We start from the raw sequence: 12574 nt of genomic DNA on the forward strand, positions 1-12574 counted from the left end.
CCCCAGGACGCCCGCCCCGTCTCCTTCGGCCCGGAGTTCCCCGTGTACGTGCAGCGCGGGCGCGGGCAGGGCGTCGTGTCGGTGGACGGGCTGCCCGAGGGGCCGGTCCTGGTCGAGCTGTGGCACCAGGGCGAGGGCTACACCTGCGTCTACACGCTCAACCGCCGCAACAAGGACGACGATCTCCTCTTCAACACCACGCTCGTGGACCTGCGCGGCAGCGCCGCCGTCCACCACAAGGGCAACCGTCCGCTGCGGCTGCGGGTCGACGCCGACAACGACTGGACTGTGCAGATCCGCCCCGTGTCGGTGGCCCGTGAGCTCGGCGAGGGCCTGCAGGGACGCGGCCCCGAGGTCCTCACGTACCGCGGAATGCTCGCGGATCTCGACGTGAGCTTCGCCGGCGACGAGGACGGTGACGACGACGGCGGCTCCATGTCGATCTACACCTCACCGGCCGGCACCGTGCACGAGGACAAGCGCGACATGCTGATGTACGAGGTAGGCCGCCTGAACCAGACCTTCCCGCTCACCGAGGGCCCGCTGATCCTGCTCATCGAGGCGGACGGCGCCTGGTCGCTGCGCGCCCGCCCGGTGCCCACCCCGGATCCGGTCATCGCCCAGCGGACCGGGATGTACGAGGGGCGCGGCGAGCAGACGGTGACGCTGGTCAACCCGACCCCGGGACGGCCCTGTCTGCTCGACTACACGATCGTCTCCGAGGACAGCTGGGGATACCGGACCGAGCTGCTCGACGAGTACGACGAGGCCGAGACCTTCCTCGAGGGCTCCCAGGACGGGGACACCGGCCGGGTCGTCGCGTTCCGCGAGGGGCAGACGGAGATACGGATACGGATCAAGGGGGCGGGCGACTGGAGCCTGCGCCCGCTGCCGCTGGAGCACGCGCCGCCGTTGCAGGGCCCGGTCGCGGGCGTGGGCCGCGCGGTGTTCCGGCACACGGGTGCGCCCATGATGCTGACGCTGGAGCGCACCTCCAGGGACGAGACTCCCCTGGTGGTGAACTCGATCCAGACCGGCGGGCGTACGGCGATCACCGCACAGGCCGGCAACGGGCGGCGGCCCGTCACCGGACCGGTCTGGGTGCAGAACGGCGAGTGCTACATCAGCGTGCGCACCCCGGGTGAGACGGCCTGGAAGCTCACCCCGGCCGCCGCGCAGTCCGCCGAGCCCTTCGACCGCAAGATCGAGGGGCGTGGTTACACGCTCGTGTACTACTCCGGTCCCGGAGCGGATCTGGTCTTCAAGGGGGACGGCGGGGCGATCGGCGCGGTCTGGCGGCTCGACGCCTCGTTCGAGCCGGTGGACCGCCTCCAAGTGGGACCGGGAAAGTTCCGCGCCGCGGGCCCCGGCTTCCTACAGGTGCGGATCGCGGGCAAATGGGAGCTGTCGGTGTAGCACCGAAGTCCGCACACCCGCGGACCGGTGGACCAAAGCCCCTGGTGATCAAGGACGGACGTCCTGCTCACCAGGGGCTTTTGCCGGGAGCGTACGGCCTTTCGGATGCCTCAGCCTGGGCAGATAAGCGCCGAATAACCCTTGCTGGAGCACCCGCATGTCTGCACCGGTGGACACCCCACCCGAAGCCGAGGAGCAGCCGCTCCACTCGAACCCCGGCTCGAGCCATCACTTCCTGCGCCGCGCGGCCCTGCGCCGCCGCAACCCCAAGCTGCGCGAGACCGATGTCACCGTGACGCCCGAGCCGGCGGTGAAGCGCGCCGTGAAGGCGACGATGCTCGGCAACGCCATGGAGTGGTTCGACTTCGGCGTCTACGCGTATCTCGCCGTCACCATCGGCAAGGTCTTCTTCCCGTCCGGGAACGACACCGCGCAGGTCCTCTCGTCCCTGGCGACGTTCGCCGCGGCCTTCCTCGTCCGCCCGCTCGGCGGCATGGTGTTCGGCCCGCTCGGCGACCGGATCGGCCGCAAGAAGGTCCTCGCCCTGACGATGATCATGATGTCGACCGCGACCTTCGCGATCGGCGTGCTCCCTGGTTACGCCACGGTGGGCCTGTGGGCGCCGGCGCTGCTGATCTTCTTCCGTATGGTGCAGGGCTTCTCCACCGGTGGTGAGTACGGCGGCGCGGCCACCTTCATCGCCGAGTACGCCCCGGACAAGCGGCGCGGGTTCTTCGGCAGCTTCCTGGAGTTCGGCACGCTGATCGGCTACACGTTCGCGGCCGTGCTCGTCACCGTCCTGCAGACCGTGCTGAGCGACGCGCAGATGCTCGACTGGGGCTGGCGCATCCCGTTCATGGTCGCCGCCCCGATGGGTCTGGTCGGTCTCTATCTGCGGATGAGGCTGGAGGAGACCCCGGCGTTCCAGCAGATGGAGGACGAGTCCTCGGCGGGCGGCGGTCCGCAGGAGCGGGTGCCGTTCCTCCAGCGGTTCGCCGGTCTGTGGCCCGCGATCGCCGTGTGTATCGCGCTGGTCGCCGCGTACAACGTCGCGGACTACATCCTGCTTTCGTACATGCCGACGTATCTGCAGAACACCGTCGGCTACTCGGGGACCGCCGGCCTGATGGCGATCGTGATCGTGATGCTGATCCTGATGGCGCTGATCAACGCGGTCGGGCGGCTCTCCGACAGCATCGGCCGCAAGCCGCTGCTGCTCGCGGGGTCGATCGGCTTCCTGGTGCTGCCCGTGCCGGCCTTCCTCCTGATCGGCACCGGTCACTGGATCTCGGTCTTCGCGGGCCTCATGCTGCTCGGTCTGCCGCTGCTCTGCCTGCTCGCCACGATGTCCTCGGTGCTGCCCGCGCTGTTCCCCACGGCGCTGCGGTACGGCGCGCTCGCGATCGCCTTCAACATCTCCGTGTCCCTGTTCGGCGGTACCGCGCCGCTGGCCGTGGAGGCGCTGGTCAGCGCGACCGGGAACGATCTGATGCCCGCGTACTACGTGATGGCCTTCGCCGTGGTCGGCATCATCGCGGTGGCGACCCTGAAGGAGTCGGCGGGCAAGCCGCTCGAGGGTTCGCCGCCCTCGGTGGCCACCCGTGAGGAGGCCAGGGAGCTGGTGCAGGCGCAGTACGACCGCGCCTGAGCCCGGTGCGCGGTCCGGCGGAGATGTCCGCCGGACCGCGCACCCCGTCTCGCTTCCTGGGCAAACGATTGGACACGAGTGCCCCACGTCACCGCATGATGGGACCGTCCCCAGGGCAGGCGCACGGAGCCAGAGCGCCACAGCAGAAGGAGTCACCGTGAGGGTCGGAATCGTCGGAGCCACCGGTCAGGTCGGCACAGTCATGCGCAGGATCCTCGTGGAGCGAAAGTTCCCGGTGGACGAGCTGCGTCTGTTCGCCTCCGCCCGCAGCGCCGGCAAGACCCTCGACGGCGTCACGATCGAGGACGCCGCCACGGCCGACTACTCCGGCCTGGACATCGTGCTCTTCTCCGCGGGCGGCGCCACCTCCAAGGCCCTCGCCGAGAAGGTCGCCGGACAGGGCGCCGTCGTGATCGACAACTCCAGCGCCTGGCGCAAGGACCCCGAGGTCCCGCTCGTCGTGTCCGAGGTCAACCCGCACGCGATCGCGAACCGCCCCAAGGGCATCATCGCCAACCCGAACTGCACGACGATGGCCGCGATGCCGGTCCTCAAGCCGCTGCACGAGGAGGCGGGCCTCACCGCGCTGATCGCCACCACCTACCAGGCCGTCTCCGGCTCCGGTCTCGCCGGCGTGGCCGAGCTGCACGGCCAGGTGCAGAAGGTCGCCGCCGAGGCCGACAAGCTCACGCACGACGGCTCCGCCGTGGACTTCCCCGAGCCGGACGTCTACAAGCGCCCCATCGCCTTCAACGTGCTTCCGCTCGCCGGCAGCATCGTCGACGACGGTCTGAACGAGACCGACGAGGAGCAGAAGCTCCGCAACGAGTCCCGCAAGATCCTCGAGATCCCGGAGCTCAAGGTCTCCGGCACCTGCGTACGCGTCCCGGTCTTCTCCGGCCACTCGCTCCAGGTGAACCTCCGCTTCGAGCGCCCCCTCTCCCCCGAGCGCGCCACCGAGATCCTCGGCTCCGCCCCCGGCGTCGAACTCTCCGAGATCCCGACCCCGCTGCAGGCCGCAGGGCAGGACGTCTCGTACGTCGGCCGCATCCGGAGCGACGAGACCGCCGAGAACGCCCTCTCGCTCTTCCTCTCCGGTGACAACCTCCGCAAGGGCGCGGCGCTCAACGCCGTCCAGATCGCGGAGCTGGTCGCCGAGGAGCTCGGCGCCAAGTAGCACAGAGCGGTTCGAAAGAGGCGGTCACCCAGTGTGGTGACCGCCCTTTTCGCGTACGGCGATAACGCGATGCCCACCCCCGTATCCGCGTGGAAGGATGGCCGAAAAGTCGGATACCTAGGAGATGACCGCGTGCCAGGCACCAATCTGACCCGTGAAGAGGCGCAGCAGCGGGCCAAGCTGCTCACCGTTGACTCGTACGAGATCGATCTCGACCTCTCCGGAGCGCAGGAGGGCGGCACGTACCCGTCGGTGACGACGGTGCGTTTCGAGTGCGCCGAGCAGAACGCCGAGTCCTTCATCGACCTCGTCGCCGACGCCGTCCACGAGGTGGTCCTGAACGGCAAGTCGCTGGACGTGGCCGCCGTCTTCCGTGACTCGCGGATCGCGCTGAAGCATCTGCAGCAGGGCGGGAACGTCCTCAAGGTCGTCGCCGACTGCGCGTACACCAACACCGGTGAGGGACTGCACCGGTTCGTCGACCCGGTCGACGACCAGGCGTATCTGTACACGCAGTTCGAGGTGCCGGACGCCCGCCGGGTGTTCGCGAACTTCGAGCAGCCGGACCTCAAGGCCACCTTCCAGTTCACGGTGAAGGCGCCCAGCGGCTGGACCGTCATCTCGAACTCCCCGACGCCGGAGCCCAAGGACGACGTCTGGACGTTCGCGCCGACGCCGCGGATCTCCACGTACATCACGGCGCTGATCGTGGGCCCGTACCACGCGGTGCACGCGACCTACGAGCGCGACGGACAGTCCGTGCCGCTGGGCATCTACTGCCGGCCCTCGCTCGCCGAGTTCCTCGACGCCGACGCGATCTTCGACGTCACGCGGCAGGGCTTCGACTGGTTCCAGGAGAAGTTCGACTACGCGTACCCCTTCGAGAAGTACGACCAGCTCTTCGTGCCCGAGTTCAACGCGGGCGCGATGGAGAACGCGGGCGCGGTGACCATCCGCGACCAGTACGTGTTCCGCTCCAAGGTGACGGACGCCGCGTACGAGGTGCGGGCCGAGACGATCCTGCACGAGCTCGCCCACATGTGGTTCGGCGACCTCGTGACCATGGAGTGGTGGAACGACCTCTGGCTCAACGAGTCCTTCGCCACGTACACCTCCATCGCCTGCCAGGCGTACGCGGAGGGCTCGAAGTGGCCGCACTCGTGGACCACGTTCGCCAACTCCATGAAGACCTGGGCGTACCGGCAGGACCAGCTGCCCTCGACCCACCCGATCATGGCGGACATCCGCGACCTCGACGACGTGCTCGTGAACTTCGACGGGATCACGTACGCCAAGGGCGCCAGCGTGCTCAAGCAGCTGGTCGCGTACGTCGGGATGGACGAGTTCTTCACCGGAGTGCAGGCGTACTTCAAGCGCCACGCGTTCGGGAACACCCGGCTCAGCGATCTGCTCGGCGCCCTGGAGGAGACCAGCGGACGCGACCTGAGCGCCTGGTCGAAGCTGTGGCTGCAGACCGCGGGCATCAACATCCTGCGGCCGCAGATCGAGACCGACGCGAACGGGAACATCACCGCCTTCGCCGTACGCCAGGAGGCCCCCGCGCTGCCCGCCGGCGCCAAGGGTGAGCCCACCCTGCGTCCGCACCGGATCGCGATCGGCCTGTACGACCTCGATGACGCGTCCGGCAAGCTGGTCCGCTCCGACCGCATCGAGCTGGACGTCGACGGCGAGATCACCGAGGTGCCCGAGCTCGTCGGCCGCCACCGTCCCGCGGTGATCCTGCTCAACGACGACGACCTGTCGTACGCGAAGGTCCGTCTCGACCCCGAGTCCCTTCGCCATGTCACCCAGCACCTGGGCGACTTCGAGGCCTCGCTGCCGCGCGCCCTGTGCTGGGCCTCGGCCTGGGACATGACCCGCGACGGCGAGCTGCCGACCCGCGACTACCTGTCCCTGGTGCTCTCCGGCGTCGGCAAGGAGTCCGACATCGGCGTGGTGCAGTCGCTGCACCGGCAGGTCAAGCTGGCGCTCGACCTGTACGCGGCACCGGACTTCCGCGAGGCCGGGCTCGCCCGCTGGACCGAGGCGGCCCTCACGCACCTGCGGTCCGCCGAACCGGGCAGCGACCACCAGCTGGCGTGGGCGCGGGCATTCGCGGCGACGGCCCGTACCGAGGAGCAACTGGATCTGCTGGGGGGCCTGTTGGAGGGCACCGAGACGGTCGAGGGCCTCGCGGTCGACACCGAGCTGCGCTGGGCGTTCGTGCAGCGGCTCGCGGCCACCGGGCGGTACGAGGAGGCGGAGATCGCCGCCGAGTACGCGCGCGACAAGACCGCGGCCGGCGAGCGGCACGCCGCCAGCGCGCGGGCCTCGCGTCCGACGCCTGAGGCGAAGGCCGAGGCGTGGGCTTCGGTCGTCGACTCGGACAAGCTGCCCAACGCGCTCCAGGAAGCGGTGATCGGGGGCTTCGTGCAGAGCGACCAGCGGGAGCTGCTCGCCCCGTACACGGGGAAGTTCTTCGCGGCGGTCAAGGATGTGTGGGCGTCGCGCTCGCACGAGATGGCGCAGCAGATCGCGGTGGGCCTCTACCCGGCGTTCCAGGTCGAGCAGGCGACGCTGGACGCCACGGACGCCTGGGTCGCCGAGGCCGAGCCCAACGCGGCGCTCGGCCGGCTCGTCTCGGAGTCGCGCGCGGGTGTCGAGCGGGCCCTGAAGGCGCAGGCGGCGGACGCGCGGGCCGCGTCCTGATCGCCTAGCGCACAGCACAGCGCCCGGTCCCTCCAAGAGGGGCCGGGCGCTGCGTTGTCCGGCCGGCTCCGGCCTCCCGCGTACGGGAGACCGGAGACCGGTCAGGGGCGGTGGATCAGCCGACGCTCACGCTGTTCCAGGTGCCCGTGGCGTCCGTGTACCCGCCGAGGAAGCAGGCGGGGACGGCCGTCACCAGGTTGGACGCGATGTCCCAGTCCGCGGTGGCGTGCACCTTCATGCCCTTGTACTGGCCCGCGGTGACGATGCCGTCGAAGTTGGCGCCCGTGAGCGTCAGCTTCGAGGTGCCCATGACCGTGCTCTGGACCGTACGGCCGTTGATCAGCCAGGTCATGGTGCCGGTCATCTCGGCGTTCGGGAGGCCGAGCGAGGGCAGACACGAACCCTTGCCGGACCCCTCGAAGTTGACCTCCACATAGGCGGGGGTCCGCTTGGAGTCGACCGACTTGCAGCCGGCGCTGGTGCCGGAGCCGGTGAAGCTCTGGAGCTTGTCGCCCATGGTCAGACCCGGCTTGATGCTGAGCGACGCGAGGCCGCCGTAGCAGTGGACGCCGGGACCGCCCGCACCGTCGTTCGGGGTGATCTCGAAGGTGTGCTTGACCGGGTCGGTGGTCTTGTCACCATCGGTGACAACTCCGGCCTGGCCCTCAAGCGTGCCCTCGGCGCCTTCCGCGACCTCGGTCGTGACCTTGATCGACGGGTACTGGCTGCCGGGCTGCAGGGCGTCGGCGCCCGTACCGGGACGGGTGCAGGTGACCGTCTGGCCGGCGATCTTGCACTCCCAGCCGGGGCCGACCGCGGTCCTCGGGGTGACGCCCTCGGGGAACGTCTCCGTGACGGTGACCGTGTCATGCGTCGGACCGGCGTCGGCGGCGTTGCTGACGTCGACCAGGAACGTGGCCGGCTTGCCGGCCACCACCTCGCCCTCGGGCTTGGTGGCCACGGACAGGTCGGGCTCCTTCGTGGAGACCGGGGTGACCGTGACGGTGTCCTTGACCGGCGCCTTGGGCTCGGCGCCCGGGGTGCTCGCACCGGTGGTGCCGGTCAGGTCGCCCTTGGCGCCCTTGTCGACCTCGGTGGCGACGTGGATCGGCGGGAACTGCTCGCCCGGCTTCAGGGTGTCGGGCCGGGTGCAGGTGACCTTCTGGCCCTCGATCTTGCAGGTCCAGCCGTCGCCCGACGCCGTGACCGGCTTGATGCCGTCGGGGAAGGTCCGCTCGACCGTGGTCGGGCCCGTGGTGGGTCCGGCGTCGGGCGCGTCGGCCACCGCGATCACGAAGTTCGCGGGCTTGCCGGCGACGACATCGCCGTCGGGCTTGGTGACCACCGTCAGGTTCGGGTCCTTGACGGCCGGCTTGACCGTGGTGGTGTCCTTGACCGGAGTCGGGTTCGGCATGTCCGGCGTCGCGACGACCGTGGCACCGGTCAGGTCACCGGAGGCGTCGTCGGCGACCTCGGTCTTCACGATGATCGGCGGGGCCGACTCACCGGGCTTGAGCACCGGCTTGTCACCGGGCCTGGTGCACTTGACCTCCTGGCCCTCGACCTTGCAGTCCCAGCCGTCACCCGCGGCGGACACGGGCTTGATCCCCTCGGGGAAGCTGCGGACCAGGGCGATGGTGTCGCCGGTACGGGTCGGCCCGGCCTGGGGCTTGTTGGTGACGTCGATCTGGTACTCGGCCGGCTCGCCGGCCTGCACCTCGCCGCGGGGCTTGGTGACGACCGTCAGGTCCGGACCCTTGGCCGGGATGACGTCGACCTTGTTGGTGTCCGGCTTGGTGTTCATGTCGTTCGGCGTCGTGGCGTCCGAGATGATCGGCTGCTCGCCCTTGACCGTGGGTGCGACATCGGTGGTCACGGTGACCGGCGGAGCCGACTCACCGGGCTTGAGCACCGGGCCCGGACGTGTGCAGGTGACCGTCTGGCCCTCGACCTTGCAGTCCCAGCCGTCGCCCGACGCGGTCTTGGGCACGATGCCGGCGGGGAAGGTCTGCGTGGTCGTGATCGGGCCCGTGGTCGGACCGCCCAGCTTGTCGTTGCTGGTCGTCATCGTGAACTTGGCCGGCTCGCCGGCCTTCACGGTGCCGTCCGGCACGACCTTCGTGAACAGGTTCGGGTCCAGGGTCTCGATCTTGCCGTTCCAGATCTCGTGGATCTGGGTCGAGGCGCCGGTGGACGCGGAGAAGCCGATGCGCAGCTTGTCCGGGACGGGCGGCTGGCCCTCGATGGTGTCGAGGTCGACCGGCGGGATGACCTCACGCAGCGGCGTACCGTCGTGGAAGTCGACCTGGACGCGCATGACGCCCTCGTGCGACAGCTCGACGATGGCGGTGCGCTTGGCCTCCTCGCGGGTCTTCGCCTCCGAGAGCGCGAAGCGGCGGCCCGACTGGTACGAGGCGACGAAGGGGTTGTTGAGAGCCGCGCCCGCGGCATCCTTCTCGGCGCCGCGGATGGTGACGGAGTTGGGCTTGGCGGCGGCGGGACCGCCCTTGTGGTAGTCCGGCATCCAGTCGCGGGTGAAGTTGCCGTAGACGTCGAAGCCGATGCCGAGGTAGCCGCCCGGCAGCTTGGAGTAGCCGAGACCGGCGCCGTTCTTGCCCGCGTGCTCGGGCAGCGGCTTGCTGCCGTCCATGAGCATCAGGGCGAGGCCGTCGGCGGCCTGTGCGGTCGCCGGTTTGTACATCGCGAAGTCGACGGTCCAGCGCAGACCGGCTCGCGCGTCGAAGGTACGCGTGGTCATCACGTACCCGTTCTGCATCTTCTTGTTCGAGGTCAGCCGCAGCGCGCCCTGGCCGGGCTTGTCCGGCGTGGTGGGCATGCCCGGGTGGGTCTGGCAGCCGCGCAGCGGAGCGACCGTCGCATCGCCGACGGGTCCTGCGGGCCCTGCCGTGCCGTCGCCCTTGTCCACGGGGGTCATGGGCGCGGCGGTGAGACAGGCCCAGCCGGTCGGGTCGCCCTTGAGGTACGGGCCCGCGTACCAGAGCGACTCGTCCTTGACCCGCTCGCCCGAGAAGGGCTCACTGCCGATCTCGGCCGCCGCAGCGGGCGCGGCCGTCGTCAGGGACAGCCCTCCTGCGGCCAGTACGGCGGCGACTCCGAGCGCGGTGGCGCGCCAAGGGGGTCGGAGCCTTCCTGTCCGCCGTCTGGAGCGGACTGCGTTATCTGCCATGGTGCTCTCCTCCCGGAGCGCGGCAGATCAGTCACCCGCGCCCGGACTATCACTGTGTGTAGTTTCATGACTTCGCAACGTAGTCATGCTTGCGATCATCGGACCACCGGCCGTCGGTTTCCGCGCGCCCAAAGGGCCAACAGAATTAAGCCGTTGACGTCTGCGCACGCCAACGGCTCCCCCGTTCACGCGAGTTGGGAACGCGCAGAGGCCTGGCGCCGGTCGGACGACCGGCGCCAGGCCTCTGCGTCTCGGCTCGGAGATCAGCCGATGTTCAGGGAGTCCCAGGTACCGATGGCGTTCGTGTAGCCGCCGAGGAAGCAGCCGCCGGCAGCGGCGATGAGGTCGAAGTCCCAGCTGGCCGTGGCGTTGACCTTCTTGCCCTTGAACGGGCCGTCGGTCACGACGCCGGTGAAGTTGGCGCCGGTCCAGGTGAGCTTGGAGGTGCCGGTGACGTTGCTGACCTTGTTCTCGACGTCGGGGCCGCCGCCGTTCCACGTGATGCGGCCGTTCAGGTCGGCGTTGGGGATACCGAACTCGGGCACGCACGCACCCTTGCCGTTGCCCTCGAAGAAGACGATGGCGGAGGTGACCGCCTTGCCGGAACCGACGTTCTTGCAGCCGGTCGTGACACCCTCACCGGTCCACGTCTGCTGCTTGGAGCCGATGATCGTCAGACCCGGCTTGGCGCTGAGCTGAGCGTTGCCGCCGGTGCACCGGACGCCGAGCGGCTCGTCGGCGGAGGCCGCCGTCGGAGCGAGCGCCACCATCAGGGCGGCGGCGGGGAGGGCTACGGCGGCCTTCTTGAGAAGTGCGTGCATCAGGTTTCCTTGGTGTGTGCTGTGAAGCGTGGCGGGGTGGCCATGGCGACCACGCATCAGTGTTTGCACACGGTGACCAAAGGTTCGCGGTGTGTGATCTGAGCGGGTGACGGGCCCATGACGGGGCGGCCGTCCGCAGGGCCCGAGGGGCACCGCGGGGCGCTCGCCGGTATACCGCAACGAAATCCGGGAGCCCGTGAACACCCCGCGAAATGGGCCGGGTTGAGCCGCGGCCCCGCCGGTGCCGGACGGCCGGAGGTGACCGATCCGGGTCCGCGCGCCCGTCCGACTCCACGATCACGGTGAGTGACGGACACGCGTCACTCTCTGTGCGCCGCCTCCTTGAGCGCGTCGAGCACCCGCGCCAGCGCGGGCCCGGACTCCGCGCCCTTGCGTACGGCGGCCACGACATGGCGCCGGGGCTGGTCCCCGCCGATGCTCACGCGGACCACGCCGTCCGCCGTGGACGCCGCCATCCGCGGCACCAGGGCGACCCCCATACCGGCCGAGACCATGGCGAGGATCGCGGTCCAGCCCGCCGCGCTGTGCGCCTGCTCGGGGACAAAACCGGCTGCCTCGCAGGCCGCCGTGGTGATCTGCGACCAGGGCCCGCTGCCGCCGAAGATCCAGGCCTCACCGGACAGGTCGGCGAGACGCACGCTCTTGCGCCCCGCGAGCCGGTGGTCCTCGGGCAGCGCCACGTCGAGCGGATCGGCGAGCAGCGGGACCCGGGTGAACTTCGGGTCCCGGGCGGTCGGCGCATGCGCGGCCAGTGACAGGGCGAGATCGACCTCGCCGGTGGAGAGCAGCTCGTACGCCTCGGCGGCCTCCGCCTCCCGCACCCGTACGTCCAGAGCGGGCGCGTCCTCACGCAGCTGCCGTACGGCCGGTACGACCAGAGCGGGCACCGCGGTCGAGAACGCACCGATCCGCACCTCGCCGGCCTCGCCGCGCACATAGCCGGCCAACTCGGCGTCGGCGCGCTCCAGTTGGGCGAAGACGGCGTCCGCGTGCCGCAGCACCAGATGCGCCGCGTCGGTCAGGCGCACCCGCCGGCCCTGCGCCTCGAGCAGCGGTACGCCGACCTGCTTGGCCAGATTGGCCAGCTGCTGCGAGACGGCCGAAGGGGTCATCAGGAGCGCCTGCGCGGTCGCGGTGACGGTGCCGCGCTCGCTGAGGGTGCGCAGGATCTGCAGCTTCTTGATGTCCCACTCGGTCATGTCCCGCAACTTATCCCCGCGGCTCCCGACTCACTTGTGGTGGGTCACCACATTCACGACCTTGCCGTCCGGATCCCGGACGAAGAAGCGCCGTACGCCCCACGCTTCGTTCTGCAGCGGATGGACGATCTCCGCGCCGGCCGCGCGCATCGCCGCGTACGCGGCGTCGACGGCCGCGCCGTCCGGCAGCTCGATGCTCATGTCGGGGACCACCGGGGCGGAGGCGTCCTCGGTGATCAGGACGACCTGGGCGGTGGGATTGGAGGGCGAGGCCATGATGACGGCCCAGCCCAGGTCCATGACCTCGGCAAGGCCGAGCGTCGCATAGAACGCTCGGCTCTTGTCGGGGTCCTGGGTGCGGACATCGGGGGTGATCCGGCGAATCGTCATGCCCGG

At 69.9% G+C, this 12574-nt stretch carries 7 protein-coding genes and 1 pseudogene; 4 read left to right on the forward strand and 4 right to left on the reverse strand.

The features are described from left to right. The 4 genes and pseudogenes from G6045_RS11965 to pepN form a co-directional block, all read left to right on the forward strand. Nucleotides 1–1416: pseudogene (locus G6045_RS11965) on the forward strand (hypothetical protein); the annotation flags it as partial. A 157-nt stretch (nucleotides 1417–1573) separates the two neighbouring features. Beyond that, complete coding sequence (locus G6045_RS11970) at nucleotides 1574–3064, forward strand: MFS transporter (RefSeq protein WP_165331870.1); 1491 nt, start codon at nucleotides 1574–1576, stop codon at nucleotides 3062–3064. A 157-nt stretch (nucleotides 3065–3221) separates the two neighbouring features. Continuing rightward, nucleotides 3222–4241, forward strand: a complete 1020-nt coding sequence (locus G6045_RS11975; RefSeq protein WP_165331871.1) for an aspartate-semialdehyde dehydrogenase — start codon at nucleotides 3222–3224, stop codon at nucleotides 4239–4241. Between the two features lie 132 nt (nucleotides 4242–4373). Continuing rightward, entirely contained in the window at nucleotides 4374–6950 is a 2577-nt protein-coding gene (pepN, locus tag G6045_RS11980; RefSeq protein WP_165331872.1) for an aminopeptidase N, read from the forward strand. 115 nt (nucleotides 6951–7065) lie between these two features. Here the strand turns inward: pepN and G6045_RS11985 are convergent, their stop codons facing one another. The 4 genes from G6045_RS11985 to G6045_RS12000 all read right to left on the reverse strand — a co-directional run bounded on the left by G6045_RS11985 (nucleotide 7066) and on the right by G6045_RS12000 (nucleotide 12568). After that, nucleotides 7066–10137 (reverse strand): lectin-like domain-containing protein, encoded by a 3072-nt coding sequence (locus G6045_RS11985; protein ID WP_165331873.1) that lies wholly within the window; start codon nucleotides 10135–10137, stop codon nucleotides 7066–7068. A gap of 263 nt (nucleotides 10138–10400) precedes the next feature. After that, nucleotides 10401–10958, reverse strand: a complete 558-nt coding sequence (locus G6045_RS11990) for a hypothetical protein (RefSeq protein WP_165331874.1) — start codon at nucleotides 10956–10958, stop codon at nucleotides 10401–10403. Between the two features lie 320 nt (nucleotides 10959–11278). After that, a complete protein-coding gene (locus tag G6045_RS11995) occupies nucleotides 11279–12178 on the reverse strand; it encodes a LysR family transcriptional regulator (protein WP_165331875.1) in 900 nt (299 codons plus the stop codon). Nucleotides 12179–12208: 30 nt separating this feature from the next. Continuing rightward, nucleotides 12209–12568, reverse strand: a complete 360-nt coding sequence (locus G6045_RS12000; RefSeq protein WP_165331876.1) for a VOC family protein — start codon at nucleotides 12566–12568, stop codon at nucleotides 12209–12211. Nucleotides 12569–12574 lie beyond the last annotated feature (6 nt).

The organism is Streptomyces mesophilus, assembly GCF_011044995.1.
Lineage (GTDB): Bacteria > Actinomycetota > Actinomycetes > Streptomycetales > Streptomycetaceae > Streptomyces > Streptomyces mesophilus.